General features: G+C 73.6%; 14 protein-coding genes and 1 riboswitch. Of the genes, 11 read left to right on the top strand and 3 right to left on the bottom strand.

The genetic code is table 11. The annotated features are described in order from the left end of the window. Positions 1-146: 146 nt before the first annotated feature. Positions 147-1,172: an aldo/keto reductase gene (locus tag ACFC2L_RS02205; RefSeq protein ID WP_375822589.1), complete on the top strand. Its 1,026-nt coding sequence runs from the start codon at positions 147-149 to the stop codon at positions 1,170-1,172. A 5-nt stretch (positions 1,173-1,177) separates the two neighbouring features. On the opposite strand, the gene ACFC2L_RS02200 is transcribed toward ACFC2L_RS02205, so the two are convergent. Next, positions 1,178-1,660, bottom strand: a complete 483-nt coding sequence (locus ACFC2L_RS02200) for a hypothetical protein (protein ID WP_375822588.1) — start codon at positions 1,658-1,660, stop codon at positions 1,178-1,180. Positions 1,661-1,821: 161 nt separating this feature from the next. Between ACFC2L_RS02200 and ACFC2L_RS02195 the strand changes: the two genes are divergently transcribed. Further along, on the top strand, positions 1,822-2,226 hold the full coding sequence (locus tag ACFC2L_RS02195) for a hypothetical protein (RefSeq protein WP_375822587.1): 405 nt from the start codon (positions 1,822-1,824) through the stop codon (positions 2,224-2,226). A gap of 97 nt (positions 2,227-2,323) precedes the next feature. On the opposite strand, the gene ACFC2L_RS02190 is transcribed toward ACFC2L_RS02195, so the two are convergent. Together ACFC2L_RS02190 and ACFC2L_RS02185 are read right to left on the bottom strand one after the other, a co-directional pair. After that, positions 2,324-2,893, bottom strand: coding sequence for a flavin reductase family protein (locus tag ACFC2L_RS02190; RefSeq protein ID WP_375822586.1), 570 nt, complete (start codon positions 2,891-2,893; stop codon positions 2,324-2,326). After that, positions 2,890-3,489 (bottom strand): NADPH-dependent FMN reductase, encoded by a 600-nt coding sequence (locus tag ACFC2L_RS02185; RefSeq protein WP_375822585.1) that lies wholly within the window; start codon positions 3,487-3,489, stop codon positions 2,890-2,892. Before ACFC2L_RS02185 ends, ACFC2L_RS02190 begins: the two co-directional genes overlap by 4 nt. Positions 3,490-3,509: 20 nt before the next feature. After that, positions 3,510-3,644: riboswitch (SAM riboswitch) on the bottom strand. Positions 3,645-3,890: 246 nt separating this feature from the next. On the opposite strand from ACFC2L_RS02185, the gene gdhA reads away from it, so the two are divergent. The 9 genes from gdhA (at position 3,891) to ACFC2L_RS02140 (ending at position 14,282) form a co-directional block, all read left to right on the top strand. Then, positions 3,891-5,228, top strand: coding sequence for an NADP-specific glutamate dehydrogenase (gene gdhA / locus ACFC2L_RS02180; RefSeq protein ID WP_375822584.1), 1,338 nt, complete (start codon positions 3,891-3,893; stop codon positions 5,226-5,228). Between the two features lie 82 nt (positions 5,229-5,310). Beyond that, positions 5,311-6,108 (top strand): copper homeostasis protein CutC, encoded by a 798-nt coding sequence (locus ACFC2L_RS02175; RefSeq protein WP_375822583.1) that lies wholly within the window; start codon positions 5,311-5,313, stop codon positions 6,106-6,108. A gap of 248 nt (positions 6,109-6,356) precedes the next feature. Further along, positions 6,357-8,036, top strand: a complete 1,680-nt coding sequence (locus tag ACFC2L_RS02170; protein WP_375822582.1) for an ABC transporter substrate-binding protein — start codon at positions 6,357-6,359, stop codon at positions 8,034-8,036. 46 nt (positions 8,037-8,082) lie between these two features. Then, positions 8,083-9,081, top strand: a complete 999-nt coding sequence (locus ACFC2L_RS02165) for an ABC transporter permease (RefSeq protein WP_375822581.1) — start codon at positions 8,083-8,085, stop codon at positions 9,079-9,081. Beyond that, positions 9,074-10,279, top strand: a complete 1,206-nt coding sequence (locus tag ACFC2L_RS02160) for an ABC transporter permease (RefSeq protein ID WP_375822580.1) — start codon at positions 9,074-9,076, stop codon at positions 10,277-10,279. Before ACFC2L_RS02165 ends, ACFC2L_RS02160 begins: the two co-directional genes overlap by 8 nt. Next, positions 10,276-11,205, top strand: coding sequence for an ABC transporter ATP-binding protein (locus tag ACFC2L_RS02155; protein WP_375822579.1), 930 nt, complete (start codon positions 10,276-10,278; stop codon positions 11,203-11,205). Before ACFC2L_RS02160 ends, ACFC2L_RS02155 begins: the two co-directional genes overlap by 4 nt. Next, positions 11,202-12,086 carry an ABC transporter ATP-binding protein gene (locus ACFC2L_RS02150; protein ID WP_375822578.1) on the top strand — a complete coding sequence of 295 codons (885 nt, stop codon included), beginning with the start codon at positions 11,202-11,204 and terminating at the stop codon, positions 12,084-12,086. The genes ACFC2L_RS02155 and ACFC2L_RS02150 overlap by 4 nt, the downstream gene beginning before the upstream one ends. 220 nt (positions 12,087-12,306) lie before the next feature. Next, positions 12,307-13,881 carry an RNB domain-containing ribonuclease gene (locus tag ACFC2L_RS02145; protein ID WP_375822577.1) on the top strand — a complete coding sequence of 525 codons (1,575 nt, stop codon included), beginning with the start codon at positions 12,307-12,309 and terminating at the stop codon, positions 13,879-13,881. Between the two features lie 29 nt (positions 13,882-13,910). After that, positions 13,911-14,282 (top strand): sterol carrier family protein, encoded by a 372-nt coding sequence (locus tag ACFC2L_RS02140; protein WP_375822576.1) that lies wholly within the window; start codon positions 13,911-13,913, stop codon positions 14,280-14,282. Positions 14,283-14,360: the final 78 nt, after the last annotated feature.

Genomic DNA, 14,360 nt, shown 5'->3' with positions numbered 1-14,360 from the left:
CCCGCCAGCAAGGACAGGCGTGCCTGACCTACGGCGACACGGGCCGATGGTGCCCGTCGCGAGGGGTGCGCGTCACGTTCTCTCGCCAGGTGAGAGGACCCGCCGCGGCCCTTGCCGAGCGACGCCCGGAGTGGTCCGCTGGCGTCATGACCGACGACCTCGCCCCTGCCGCCCTGCACCTCCTCCCCCAGCGCACGCTCGGCGCGGGGGACGCCGCCCTCACCGTCGCGGCCGTCGGTTTCGGCGGCATGTCCGTGACGGACGCGTACGGCCCCGCGGACGCCACCGAGGCGGAGGCCGTGCTGCGACGTGCGCTCGAGCTCGGGGTGACGCTGATCGACACCGCCGACGTCTACGGGCACGGCCGCAACGAGGAGCTGATCGGCCGGGTACTCGGGGCGCACCGCGACCAGATCGTCCTCGCGTCGAAGTTCGGGCTCCCGCCCGCGGGCGGGCACCCGGACGGCCGGCGGGTCGACGGTCGCCCCGCGTACGTGCGCGCGGCGGTCGACGCGAGCCTGCGCCGCCTCGGCACGGACCGGCTCGACCTGTACTACCTGCACCGCGTCGACCCGCAGGTCCCGATCGAGGACACGGTCGGTGCGCTCGCGGGGCTCGTGGAGGCCGGGAAGGTCCGCGGCATCGGCCTCTCGGAGCCGTCCGCCGCGACGGTGCGCCGCGCCCACGCGGTGCACCCGGTGACGGCCGTGCAGAGCGAGTACTCCCTGTGGACGCGCGACCCGGAGGACGAGGTGCTGCCCGCGCTGCGCGAGCTCGGCGTCGGGTTCGTGCCCTTCTCACCCCTGGGCCGCGGCATCCTCACCGGCACCGTGGACGCGCCCGACGGCTTCGCCGCGGACGACGTGCGCCGCGCCCACGCCCGGTACGCCGGCGAGGCGTTCGAGCACAACCGCGGCCTCGTGCGCACCCTCGAGCAGCTCGCCGCGGAGCGCGGCGTCACGACGGCGCAGCTCGCCCTCGCCTGGCTGCTCGCCCAGGGCGAGGACGTCGTCCCGATCCCGGGCACGAAGCGACTCGCCTACCTCGAGCAGAACGTCGCCGCGGCCTCGATCGGGCTCACCCCGGACGACGTCGCGGCGATCGGCGCCGCCATCCCGCGCGGGGCGGTGCAGGGCGTGCGGCACCCGCAGGCGGACCTTCTCGCCGGCTGACCCGGTCAGCCCGGCAGGGTCGCGGCTCCCGGGCCGGCGGGTGCGGCGTCGGGCGCGCGTCGCCGTGCCCGGACGCCGACGAGCGCCAGGGCCAGCTGCGCGACCCAGAGCACGAGGACCGCGGGCACCACGACGGCGCTCGCGAGCTCGGCCGCGTGATACCCGGGAGGGGTCGCGACGTCCAGCGGGACCGGCTGGGTGTACGTCAGGAGGAAGCCGACGGGGACCGTCACGACCCACAGCGCGACGGTCACGACGGCGTCGGGGAGCGGGACGTCGTCGGCGGTCCGTACGCGCCCGACCCACGTCCCCAGCAGGGGCGGGAGCGCGAGCAGGCCGGCGACCGGGACCGCCGCGACGACGAACCCCGCCATGAGCAGGCCGCCGCCCGCGGCGACGGCTCCGGCCACGAGGCACAGCGGGAGCACGAGGGCCGCCCAGAGCCGGCCGCGGAACGCGATCGTCCGCAGCCGTCGTGCTGTCGTCATGCGCGGCCCCCGTCGTCGTGGCGCGCCTCGGCGCGCGTCGTCGGCATCGTACGGCCGTGCCGCGCTCCGGGGGGATGGCGCGCGCGACCCATGGCTCGGGGCGGCACGCGGACCTAGACTGGAGGGGTCCTGTGGGTCTCCCCGCGCAGAGGTCGGCTCCGATGTCGTGGCTGCTCATGATCTGGTGCGCGACGGCGTGCACCGCCGCCGCCGCGTGGTGGGTGCTGCGCCGCGCAGGTCGCCCTCCGAGCCACCGGACGACCAGCCGGCCGCACCTGCTGCGGCGCCGTCCGCCGCCCCCCGACCCGCTCGCGACGCTCGCGCTCCAGGTGCGGCTGAGCGAGCTCGCGGCGGAGATGCGGCGCATCGAGGCGGACCCGGAGGTCTTCGCCCGTGCTCACCACTACCTCGCGGTCCAGGGCGCCTACGACGCGCTGCTGCGGGAGGCGTGCCGGCTCACCGGGCTCTCGGTCGAGGACGCCCCGCTGCGGGCCGGGTTCCGCACGGGCGACGACGAACGCTTCCGCGAGGAGCTCGAGCTCAGCGCGCGCGGCTGGAGCTGGTGACCGGTCCACCCGTGAAGGGCGGCGCGGGACGGACGAGGGGCCCGACGGCGGCGCGTCCGCGGTCGGGCCCCTCGCCCCTGGTGCCCGCCGCTCGGGGTCAGAGCGCCGAGTGGTCCCCGATCCGGTGGTAGGTGCGGTCGTGGTAGACGAGGGGCGACGGCGCGCCGGCCGCCCCGGGCCGGGTGCCACCGCCCGCGCCGACGCTCGACGCGAGCGCGCGCAGCGAGACGAGGTAGGAGTCGCCGACGGGCGTGCGCTGCACGACGCGGCCCCGGACCCAGGAGAGCGCGCCGTCGATCACGGGCTCGCCGGTGCCGAGGCGGGACCAGCCGCCGTCGGCGAACCGGTCGATGCCGCTCGTGGCGAACCGGGCCGAGACGTCGTCCTGGTGGTCGGCGAGGAAGCTCACCGCGAGCGTCCGCGCGGCCGAGACCGCGGGCCACGACGACGACGTCGACGCGAGCGAGAACGCGAGCAGCGGCGGCGCGGCCGAGACGGAGATGACCGACGTCGCGGTGAATCCCACGAGGCGGCCGTCGTGCTCGAGCGCGATCACGGCGACCCCGGCGGGGTGGCCGCGGAACACGGCCTTGTACTCGTCGGGGGAGAGCTGCGGCTCGTCCTGCTCCGCGAGGAGGGCCTCCAGGTGGGTGAGCCCGGCGGTCATCGGGTCACCCCCGCGAACGCGTCGGCGACGGCCTGGTCGGCGGGCGGCGGGTCGCCGCCGTCCACACCGGGGAGCGGCGTCGCGGCGCGGCGCAGCGCGTCGCCCTCGCGGGCGAGCCACGCGTCCACGACGGGGCCCAGGTCCGCGAGCTGCGCCTCGGTGACCGTGAGCGAGCGGGTCGGGACGACCGCCCCGAGCTCGACGAGCACGGGTCGCAGGTGCACCTCGCCGACGAGCGCGTGGGCGGGGCTGCCGGACACGACGAGCGGCACGACGACGACGCCCACGAGGCCGTCCGGGCCGTAGAGGTCGAGGAACGCCTTGAGGAGCCCGGTGTACGAGGCCTTGTAGACCGGGGTCGCCACGACGGCGACGGTCGCCGCGGCCAGCCGGTCGCGCGCGGCGTCCGCGCCGGGGTGCTCGGCGGCGAGGACCTCGTCGCCGAACGTCGCGAGGTCGATCGCCGCGACGTCGGTCGTACCGAGGAGGCCCGCGACGCGGTGCGCCACGGCTTCGGCGGCACCGAGCGTGCGCGAGCCGGGCCGAGGGTTGCCGGAGACGGCGAGGACCGTCGGGGAGGGGGAGCGGTGGGTCATGTGCACCTCGCAGTAGTCGTCGATCACGCTTGCCGTGCGGCCGTCCCCGCGGGTGCGGGGCTGGTCGCGCACGGCCGGGTCATCTCCCGGAGCACCCCGCCGTAACAGGGGGTTGCCGACCAGCGAGCCGGGGCTTGGCGCTGGTGCTCGTGACCTGGGGACGGGTATAGCAACGGCTCGCGATAAACCGCACTAGATCGATCGGGTTTCTCGACGGGTGGACGGTTGTGTCGTCCGCGGGTGCTTCCGGCAGGCCCGTGACGCCCCCCGGGGCGCGCCCCGGGCCTCGTCCCGAGCCCGCGCGCGACCTCTCCGGGTGCGCAGGGAGTGAGACGGCGGTACGGGAACTTCTGGCACAGGCGTACCGTCAGCAGGAGTTTCCGCCCAGACGAGGAGTGCCCATGGACAGTCGACTGCAGTCCGTCTACGACGAGGTCCTGCGTCGCAACCCCGGCGAGGCCGAGTTCCACCAGGCCGTGCGCGAGGTCTTCGACTCGCTCGGCCCCGTGCTGCGCAAGCACCCGCGCTACGTCGAGGCAGCCGTCCTCGAGCGCGTCTGCGAGCCCGAGCGCCAGATCATCTTCCGGGTCCCGTGGGTGGACGACACGGGCCGCGTGCAGATCAACCGCGGCTTCCGGGTCGAGTTCAACTCCGCGCTCGGCCCGTACAAGGGCGGCCTGCGGTTCCACCCGTCGGTCTACCTCGGGATCGTGAAGTTCCTCGGCTTCGAGCAGATCTTCAAGAACTCGCTCACCGGCATGCCGATCGGCGGAGGCAAGGGCGGGTCGGACTTCGACCCCCGCGGCCGCTCCGACGGCGAGGTCATGCGGTTCTGCCAGTCGTTCATGACCGAGCTGTACCGGCACATCGGCGAGAACACCGACGTCCCGGCCGGCGACATCGGCGTGGGCGGACGCGAGATCGGGTACCTGTTCGGGCAGTACAAGCGCATCACGAACCGCTACGAGTCCGGCGTCCTCACGGGCAAGGGCATCTCGTGGGGCGGGTCCCTCGTGCGCACGGAGGCGACGGGCTACGGCACCGTGCTCTTCGCGCAGAGCATGCTGGCGACGCGCGGGCAGGACCTCGACGGCCGCCGCGTCGTCGTCTCGGGCTCGGGCAACGTCGCGATCTACGCGACCGCCAAGGCGCAGCAGCTCGGCGCGAACGTCGTCGCCTTCTCCGACTCCTCCGGCTACGTCGTGGACGAGGCGGGCGTCGACCTCGACCTGCTGCGCCAGATCAAGGAGGTCGAGCGCGGTCGCGTCGCCGACTACGCGGCTCGCCGCCCGGGCGCGCGCGTCGTCACCGACGGCTCCATCTGGGACGTGCCGTGCGACGTCGCGCTGCCGTGCGCGACGCAGAACGAGCTCGACGAGGGCGCGGCCAAGCAGCTCGTGGCGAACGGCGTCGTCGCCGTCGCCGAGGGAGCCAACATGCCGACCACCCCGGCTGCCGTCGCGCTGCTCCAGGACGCGGGCGTCCTCTTCGCGCCGGGCAAGGCGGCCAACGCCGGCGGCGTCGCCACCTCCGCGCTCGAGATGCAGCAGAACGCCTCGCGCGACGCGTGGTCGTTCGAGTACACCGAGGACCGGCTCGCGCAGATCATGTCCGGCATCCACGACCGGTGCGTCGAGACGGCCGACGAGTACGGGACGCCCGGCAACTACGTGCTCGGCGCCAACATCGCGGGCTTCACCAAGGTCGCCGACGCGATCCTCGCGCTCGGCGTCATCTGACCGTCGTCTACCCTGGCCGACGGCCGCCGTCGCGCACAGCGCGCGACGCGACGGCCGCCGGACCGGACGACGGGAGAACGCAGTGACGACCACCGATCCCGAGGGGCCCGCCTCGCGCGTGGGCCGCGACGTCGTGCTCGAGCTCGCGGTGCAGGACCCGGACGGCGTCCGGGTGGCTGCCGCCGCAGGCGCTCGGCGCGTCGAGCTGTGCGTCGGCCTGGGCGCGACGGGCGGGCTCACGCCGAGCGCCGGCCTCGTGGAGGCGGCCGTCGCGGCCGCCGCGGACGCCATGACCGGTGCGGCGGCCGTCGAGGTGCACGTCCTCGTGCGCCCGCGCCCGGGCGGGTTCGTCCTCTCGGCGACGGACCTCGACGTGCAGGTCCGCGACGTCCGGGCCGCGGTCGCGGCGGGAGCCTCGGGGGTCGTGGTCGGGGCGCTGACCCCGGACGGCTCCGTGGACGTCCCCGCCGTGCGCACCCTCGTCGAGGCCGCCGACGGTCGCCAGGTGACGTTCCACCGCGCGGTCGACGTCGTGGCCGACCCGCTCGCGGCCCTCGACGCGCTCGCCGCCGCGGGCGTGGTGCGCGTGCTCACGTCGGGCGGCGCCGCCCGCAGCATCGACGGGGTCGAGCGCCTGCGCGCCATGTCGGTGCACGCCCGCGGCCCGCTGCGCGGCCGCGTCCAGGTCATGGCCGGCGGGGGAGTGCGGCCCCAGGACGTCGGCGCTCTCGTGGCCGCCGGCGTGGACGCCGTGCACCTCTCCGCGAAGCGCGTCGTCGCCGACGACGCCGGACCGGGGGGCGGCGGCGACGCCGGCTACGAGGTCACGGACCCCGAGGTCGCCGCGGCCGCGCGCACGGCGCTCGACGCCGCGCGCTAGCGGCACCTCGCCCCGCTACCCGGCGCGCGCGAGCCGTTCACGGCACGACGTCCCGACGGCCGGCCCCCGCCCACGCGGGGGTCGGCCGCCGTCGTTCCGGGCGGGCGTCGGCGGCCATGTCTCAGTTAGGTAACTTTCCTGTCGTATTAGCCGGCGACCCCGGATCGATTAGTTAGTGTTCCTGCCACACGCCTCCGGGCGCACGACGAACGACGCGACGACGCGTCGTCCACGCGAAAGGACCGATGATGATTCGAAGCACGGCGCGCAAGCGTCTGCTCACGGCGGTTGCGCTCGTGACCGGCGTGACCCTCATGGCGACGGGCTGCTCCGGCTCCGGGAACGGCGACGGCGAGCAGACCGCGGACGGTGGGCGCACGCTCAACGTCTGGGCGGGGTCGCAGACGCCGATCGTCGCGAACTTCAACCCGTACTCGCCGAACCCGCTGCACGCGGCCAACGGCGCGATCTACGAGCCGCTCTTCTACTACAACAAGGCGCAGGCCGGCCCGCCGGAGCCCCGTCTGGGCGAGTCGTTCGAGTGGTCGGAGGACGGGACCGAGCTCACCGTGAAGCTCCGTGAGGGCGTCAAGTGGACCGACGGCGAGGCCTTCGACGCCGAGGACGTGGTCTTCTCCCAGACCAACGAGGCCGCCAAGCGGGACTTCGTGCTCTCGGTCGAGGCCGTCGACCCGTACACCGTGACGTGGACGTTCGACTCGCCGCAGTTCACCTCCGAGGTCCAGATCCTCGGCACGTCGCTCGTCGTGCCCGAGCACATCTGGTCCGAGGTCGACGACCTGGTGACGTTCGCGAACGAGAACCCGGTCGGCACCGGCCCGTTCAAGGCCGACGCGGTCACCGAGGCGGCCTACACGGTGGTCGCCAACGAGGACTACTGGGACGGCGCTCCCAAGATCAAGAAGGTGCGCTACCTCGGCATCGACGCGAACCAGAGCGCCGAGGACCTCATGACCACGGGCAAGGTCGACTGGACCGCGATGTTCGTCGCGGACCCCGACCGCATCACCGCGGACGGGCGCCTGAGCATGATCAACACGCCGCAGGACCCGACGACGATCTACACGTGCGTCTCGGTCGACCTCGGCTGCGCCGGGCCGCAGACCGACGTCGCGGTGCGCCAGGCGATCAACCTCGCGATGGACCGCACCGAGATCAACGAGAAGGCGTTCGCCGGCCTCGCCGCCACCGCGTCCCCGACGTTCGCGCTGCTCGGCCGCGACGACCGCTGGATCTCGCCGGACGTCGAGGCGGAGAGCCCGCAGACGGCCGACGCCGCGGCGGCGTCGAAGGTCCTCGAGGACGCCGGCTACACCAAGGGTGCGGACGGCATCTACGAGAAGGCCGGCCAGAAGGTCGAGCTGACCCTCATCACGGTCGACGGCTGGAACGACTACAACGCCGTCGGTGACCTGCTCGTCGAGCAGGCGAAGGCCGCCGGCATCTCGGTCGTCCACAACAAGGTCACGCAGCAGGAGATGTCCGACGCGCGCGCCGCGGGCACCTACCAGCTCATGGTCGGCGGCATCACGGGCCCGTCGCTCGACGACCCGTTCACCATCTACCGCCAGTGGATGTCGACGGACTACACGCGTCCGGTCGGCGAGGTCATGGAGTCCGGGCTCTTCAACTACGTGCGCTACACCAACCCGAAGGTCGACGCCGCGGTCGAGGCGGCCGCCTCGACGAACGACGAGGCCGCGAAGCAGGAGCAGTACGCGGTCATCCAGGAGGAGATCGTCCGCGACCTGCCCTACATCCCCGTCGTCGTGAACGCCTCGCAGACCTTCATGGACACGAAGGACTTCACGGGCTGGCCGACGGAGGAGGACCTCTACGCCTTCCCGCCGTCGTGGAGCACGGTCTCGCTGGGCGTCGTGCTCTCGAAGCTCGAGCCGACGAGCTGATGCGACCGCGCCGAGGAGGAGGAACGGGGAACGAGGGACACGCATCATGAGGTACTACGCACGACGGATCACGTTCTACGTGATCACCCTCTGGGCAGCGGTCTCGCTGAACTTCCTCATCCCGAAGCTCATGCCTGGTGACCCCAAGCAGATCTTCATCGACAAGTTCCTGCGCAAGGGCGGCGAGCTGACGCCCCAGATGCAGAACAGCATCGACCTCCTCTTCGGCGCGGACGACAACGCTTCCCTGTGGGACCAGTACGTGGACTACTGGGGGCGCCTGTTCCAGGGAGATCTCGGGATCTCCATCACCTATTACCCCCAGCCCGTCACCGAGCTGATCGGCCAGGCGCTGCCCTGGACGGTCGGGCTCGTGGGACTCGCGACGATCATCTCGTTCGTCCTGGGTGTCGGGCTGGGGGCGTGGGCCGGCTGGAAGCGCGGCACGTGGGTGGACAGCATCATCCCCGCCTCGACCCTGCTCCAGGCGGTGCCCTACTTCTGGCTCGCTCTCATCCTCGTCTCGGTCTTCTCCGTCTCGACCGGGTGGTTCCCGCGGATCGGCAGCTACGACATCTTCGGCTTCGACAACGGCCCGGAGTGGTCGTGGGCGTTCGTCGGCAGCGTGATCTACCACGGCTTCCTGCCCGCGCTGACGATCGTGCTCTCGTCCGTCGGCGGCTGGCTGCTCGGGATGCGCAACATGATGGTGTCCACGCTGTCCGAGGACTACGTCACGACGGCCGAGGCCAAGGGCCTGCGCCGGATGCGCGTCGCGATCACCTACGCGACCCGCAACGCCGCGCTCCCGTCGTTCGCCGGGTTCGGGGTCGCGCTGGGGTTCGTCGTGGCCGGGTCGGTGGTCATGGAACAGGTCTTCAGCTACCCGGGTCTGGGCAAGCTCCTGTTCAACGCGGTCCAGGCGAGCGACTTCGCGCTCATGCAGGGCACGTTCCTCGTGATCACGCTCGCCGTGCTCGCCGCGAACTTCCTCATGGACATCATCTACGGATTCATCGACCCGAGGGCGCGCGCCAATGTCTGACAACATCCGCGACACGGAGATCGTGACCCCCGCCGCCGACGCGGCACCCGTGGCCACGGTCGTGGCCGACGGCCTCGCGCCGGCGACGACGACCGAGGGGATCGTCCCGGACGTGCGGGACGTCCCCGCGGCGCTCGACCAGGACGCACCGGCCGCGCCCGCGCGCCGGGGCCTGCGCGCGATGCTCCCGCGCCGGTCCGGCAAGCTCACCGCCGGGATCGTCCTCGTGGTCGGCATCCTGCTGTTCACGTTCGTCGCGCCGTTCTTCACGCAGGACCCGCGCTCGACGGCGAACGCGCGGTTCCTGCCGCCGAGCACCGAGCACCTGCTCGGCACCAACCACATCGGGAACGACATCTTCGCCCAGGTGGCGTACGGCGGGCAGGGCTCGCTCATGGTCGGCCTCGTCGCCGGGGCGATCGCGCTCGTGCTGTCGATCGTGTTCGGCATCGTCGCGGGGTACCGCGGGCGGTTCACCGACGAGGCGCTCTCGCTCGTCACCAACATCATGCTCGTCATCCCGGGCCTGCCGCTGATCATCGTCATCTCGGCGTACCTGCAGACGCGGTCGCTCATCATCGTCGCGGTGATCCTCGGGCTGACGGCCTGGCCGGGTGCGGCGATCGTGCTCCGGATGCAGGCCAAGTCGCTGCGGGCCCGCGACTACGTGTCCGCGGCGCGCGTCGCGGGGGAGAAGACGCCGCGGATCATCCTCGTGGAGATCTTCCCCAACCTCCTGCCGCTCCTCACGGCGCAGTTCCTCGGCGCGGTGCTCCTCGCGATCCTCGCCGAGGCGGGGCTGTCGTTCCTCGGGCTCGGCCCCTCGGGCTCGATCACGTGGGGCACGATCCTCAACCAGGCGAGCGCCAACAACGCACTGAGCCTCGGCATGTGGTGGTGGTTCGTCCCGCCGGGCCTGCTCATCGCCCTGTTCGGCTGCGGGCTCGCGCTCATCAACTTCAGCCTGGACGAGATCATCAACCCCCGCCTGCGCCTGGGCCCGGCCGCGGTCAAGAGCGTGCGCAAGGCCCGCAAGGCCGGCCTCGCCGTGGACGCGGACCCTGCCGGCACCGGGCCGGACACCGCCGACGGCGCCGACCCTGACGCCACCGACCCTGACGGCACCGACCCTGACGGCACCGACCCTGACGGCACGGACACCGACACCGACGACGCGAAGGAGACGGTGGGCGCATGACCGCCACGACCACGGCCGCCGAGCCGCTCACCAGCGCGCGCCACGCCGCGTACCTCGTCGGCAAGGACCCGGTGCTCACCGCGCGGCACGTCTCCATCGACTACGAGGTCGAGCCGGTCGTCCACGCCGTGAAGGACGTCTCCCTCACGCTGCACCGCGGCGAGATCCTCGGCCTCGCTGGCGAGTCGGGCTGCGGCAAGACGACGCTCGCGTACGGGATCAACCGCCTCCTCAAGCCCCCGGCCCTCCTCACGTCCGGGTCGGTGACGTTCCACGACCAGGGCGGCGACGACGTCGACGTCGTCGCGCTCTCCGGGGACGCGCTGCGCGCCTTCCGGTGGGACAAGGTCTCCATGGTGTTCCAGGGCGCGATGAACTCGCTCAACCCGGTCATCAGCGTGCGCGACCAGCTCGGGGACGTGCTCAAGACCCACCGTCCGGAGATGTCGCGGAAGGAGCGGGCGACCCGGTCCGCGGAGCTCCTCGAGCTCGTGGGCGTCGACCCGCTGCGCCTCGACAGCTACGCGCACGAGCTGTCCGGCGGCATGCGCCAGCGCGTCATGATCGCGATGGCGCTCGCGCTCAACCCGCAGGTCATGATCATGGACGAGCCGACGACGGCGCTCGACGTCGTGGTCCAGCGCGGGATCCTGCGAGAGATCATGCGGCTGCGCGAGCAGCTCGGGTTCGCCGTCGTGTTCATCACGCACGACCTCCCGCTCCTGCTGGAGATCAGCGACCGCATCGCGGTGATGCTGCGCGGCGAGATCGTCGAGATCGACACGGCGGAGTCGATCTTCGAGGGCGCCCAGCACCCCTACACGCGGCGCCTGCTGGGCTCGTTCCCGAGCCTCACGGGCGACCGCGGCTCGTTCGTCCGCACGGGCGAGGGCACCGGAGAGAGCCAGGAAGGACCGCACGCATGAGCACCCTGGAGGTCCGCAACCTGGTCAAGGACTTCTCGATCCGCAAGGGGCTGCGCCGCACGCGCCTGCGTGCGGTGAACGACGTGTCGTTCACCCTGGAGCCGGGCAAGACGATCGCGGTCGTCGGGGAGTCCGGCTCGGGCAAGTCGACCGTGGCGCGCATGATCGCCCAGCTCGAGACGCCGACGTCGGGCGAGATCCTGCTGGACGGCACGCCGTCGGCGACCCGTGGCCGGGGCCTCGACGCCTACCGGCACGACGTGCAGATGGTGTTCCAGGACCCGTTCGCGTCGCTCAACCCGTTCCACACGGTGGGCCACCACCTCGAGCGGCCGCTGCGCCTGCACAAGGTCGCCCGCGGTCGGCAGGCGCTCGACGCGCGGGTCCACGAGCTCCTGGAGCGCGTCAACCTCACGCCGGCGCCCGTGTTCGCGGCCAAGCAGCCGCACGAGATGTCGGGCGGGCAGCGCCAGCGCGTCGCGATCGCCCGGGCCCTCGCGCCGGGCGCGCGCTTCCTCGTGGCGGACGAGCCGGTGTCGATGCTCGACGTGTCGATCCGTCTCGGGGTGCTCAACCTGCTCGCGCGCCTGCAGCGGGAGGAGAACCTCGGTGTCCTCTACATCACGCACGACCTCGCGACCGCGCGGCACTTCAGCGACGAGATCCTCGTGATGTTCCGGGGGAACGTCGTCGAGCGCGGGCCGTCGGACCAGGTGATCCTCGACCCCCAGCACGACTACACGAAGCTGCTCCTGGGCGCCGCGCCCGAGCCCCAGAACCACGGGAAGCTCCGCGAGGAGGTGCGCCGCGAGCTCGCGGCGGCCGCGGCGGGCTCGGGCGACGACGCCGCGCGCGACCGGTTCGGGACGCGCGGGATGTGAGACCGGCGCACCCGCCGCCCGCTCGATCCGGGCGGCGGGTGCTGCCTCCAGCCGTACGCGTCGGTGGTGACGCGTACCCGTCGCGCGGGCCAGGTCTGTCGGACGCCCTGGCCCGCGCGCCCTCTGCCGCAGAGCCGCCGCCTCCCGCCGGGAGGCCGTGGTGGCCCGGGAGACGGTCGGGCGGGAGACGCTCGGGCGCCGGGTGGGTAGGGTCGGCCTCGTGCCCGCCCGTCACCTGCGCCTGGTGCGCCCCGCCGAGCCCCCCGCGCCGACGCCCCCCGTGGACCCGGTCCTCACCGTGACCGGCGCGCTCGCGGCGCTGCGCCGTGAGATGGAGGTCCCGGAGTCGTTCCCCGCCGCGGTGCTCGCCGAGGCGGAGGCGGTCGTCCGGGACGGCGACGCCGTCGTCGGTGACGGCCGCGTCGACCTGCGTGACGTCCCGTTCGTGACGATCGACCCGCCCGGGTCGATGGACCTCGACCAGGCGCTCCACCTCGAGCGCGCGGGGGACGACCCGGCGGGTCCCGCGGGTGCGGCGTTCGTCGTGCACTACGCCATCGCGGACGTCGGCGCGTTCGTCGCGCCGGGCGGGGCGATCGACGCCGAGGTGCACGAGCGCGGGACGACGCTCTACGCGCCCGACGGCCGCACCCCGCTCCACCCCGCCGTGCTCTCCGAGGGCGCGGCGAGCCTCCTGCCGGACCAGGAGCGCCCCGCGGCGGCGTGGCGCGTCGTGCTGGACGCGCGCGGCGAGATCCTCGACGCGACGGTGCGCCGCGCCGTCGTGCGGTCGACGCGACGCCTCACCTACGACGAGGCCCAGGCCGCGATCGACGCGGGTGGCGCGCAGGACGCGGGGGGTGCCGCGCTCCTGCTGCTCCGCGAGGTGGGCGAGCTGCGGCTCGCGCTCGAGCGCGTGCGCGGGGGAGTGTCGCTCGAGGTCCCGGAGCAGGAGATCGTCACGCGCGACGACGGCTCGTTCGGCCTCGAGTTCCGCTCGACCCTCCCGGCGGAGGGCTGGAACGCCCAGATCTCGCTCCTCACGGGCATCGCGGCGGCGCGCCTCATGCGCGCGGGCGGCGTCGGCGTCTTCCGTGCGCTGCCCGAGGCCGACCCGCGCGACCTCGCGCGCCTGCGCCGCACGGCGCGCGCGCTCGGCATCGACTGGCCGCGCGAGACGGTGTACGCCGACCTCGTGCCGACCCTGGACTCGCGCGTCCCGCGCCACGCGGCCTTCCTCAACGAGGCGACGTCGCTCTTCCGCGGCGCGTCGTACGAGGCGTTCGGGGGGACGGGGCAGGAGCCCGGCGTGCCCGACGACGCCGCGCACGCCGCGATCGGCGCCGAGTACGCGCACGTCACCGCGCCGCTGCGCCGGCTCGTCGACCGCTACGGCACGGAGGTGTGCCTCGCGCTGTGCGCGGGCGAGGAGGTGCCGCGCTGGGTGCTCGACGCGCTGCCCGGGCTGCCGCGCACGATGGCACGGACGGGCCAGCGCGCGGCCTCGTACGAGCGCGCGATCGTCGACGTCGTCGAGGCGGCGCTGCTGAGCGGGCGCGAGGGGGAGGAGTTCGACGGCGTCGTCGTCGACGTCGAGGACGACCGCGAGCGCGGCCGGCGTCTCGAGCGGGAGGGCGGCGACGCCTCGGGTGCGCGGCGCGGCCAGGTCGTGCTCGCCGACCCCGCGGTCCGGGCTCCGGTCGAGGGCGCGGACCTCCCGCTCGGCGACCCGGTCCGCGCGACGCTGCGCGAGGCGTCGGTGGAGGGCCGTCGCGTCCGGTTCACCGTCGGCTGAGGTCGCGCGGGGCGTCCTAGGCTGGCCTCGTGCCCGCCCGACGACGTACCGACCCTGCCGCCGGCCGCCTCGCCCTGGCGGCCTGGCGCGACGACCCCGCCGACCGCACGGCCGTGACGACCGCGGTGCGTTTCACGCTCGAGGAGCTCGCGGACGTCGCGCCCGGGCACACCGTGGAGGTGCGGGTGCCTCCGGCCGGCGCGGTCCAGGCGGTGGAGGGTCCCCGGCACACCCGGGGCACGCCGCCCAACGTCGTGGAGACCGACCCGCAGACGTGGCTCGGCCTCGTGACCGGCGCGCTCACGTGGGCGGACGCCGTCGCCGACGGCCGTGTCCGCGCGTCGGGCGAGCGGTCCGACATCTCGTGGCTCCTCCCGCTCCAGGCGGCCCGCCCCCGCTGAGCGCGACGCGCGTCCGGGCCGGCGTGTTACTGGTGCGTAACGTTCTCGGTCCCAGGTCTGGCGGTGGGGCACGCGGAG

Source organism: Cellulosimicrobium sp. NPDC055967, assembly GCF_042269845.1.
Taxonomy (GTDB): Bacteria; Actinomycetota; Actinomycetes; order Actinomycetales; family Cellulomonadaceae; genus Cellulosimicrobium.
This window is presented reverse-complemented; position numbering and strand designations above follow the sequence as displayed.

Excerpts from the sequence above, each read along its gene's own strand:
- ACFC2L_RS02185 (WP_375822585.1), bottom strand. The coding sequence starts at position 3,489 with ATGACCCACCGCTCCCCCTCCCCGACGGTCCTCGCCGTCTCCGGCAAC.
- ACFC2L_RS02150 (WP_375822578.1), top strand. The coding sequence starts at position 11,202 with ATGAGCACCCTGGAGGTCCGCAACCTGGTCAAGGACTTCTCGATCCGC.
- ACFC2L_RS02165 (WP_375822581.1), top strand. The coding sequence starts at position 8,083 with ATGAGGTACTACGCACGACGGATCACGTTCTACGTGATCACCCTCTGG.
- ACFC2L_RS02155 (WP_375822579.1), top strand. The coding sequence starts at position 10,276 with ATGACCGCCACGACCACGGCCGCCGAGCCGCTCACCAGCGCGCGCCAC.
- ACFC2L_RS02170 (WP_375822582.1), top strand. The coding sequence starts at position 6,357 with ATGATTCGAAGCACGGCGCGCAAGCGTCTGCTCACGGCGGTTGCGCTC.
- gdhA (WP_375822584.1), top strand. The coding sequence starts at position 3,891 with ATGGACAGTCGACTGCAGTCCGTCTACGACGAGGTCCTGCGTCGCAAC.
- ACFC2L_RS02200 (WP_375822588.1), bottom strand. The coding sequence starts at position 1,660 with ATGACGACAGCACGACGGCTGCGGACGATCGCGTTCCGCGGCCGGCTC.
- ACFC2L_RS02195 (WP_375822587.1), top strand. The coding sequence starts at position 1,822 with ATGTCGTGGCTGCTCATGATCTGGTGCGCGACGGCGTGCACCGCCGCC.
- ACFC2L_RS02205 (WP_375822589.1), top strand. The coding sequence starts at position 147 with ATGACCGACGACCTCGCCCCTGCCGCCCTGCACCTCCTCCCCCAGCGC.
- ACFC2L_RS02160 (WP_375822580.1), top strand. The coding sequence starts at position 9,074 with ATGTCTGACAACATCCGCGACACGGAGATCGTGACCCCCGCCGCCGAC.
- ACFC2L_RS02190 (WP_375822586.1), bottom strand. The coding sequence starts at position 2,893 with ATGACCGCCGGGCTCACCCACCTGGAGGCCCTCCTCGCGGAGCAGGAC.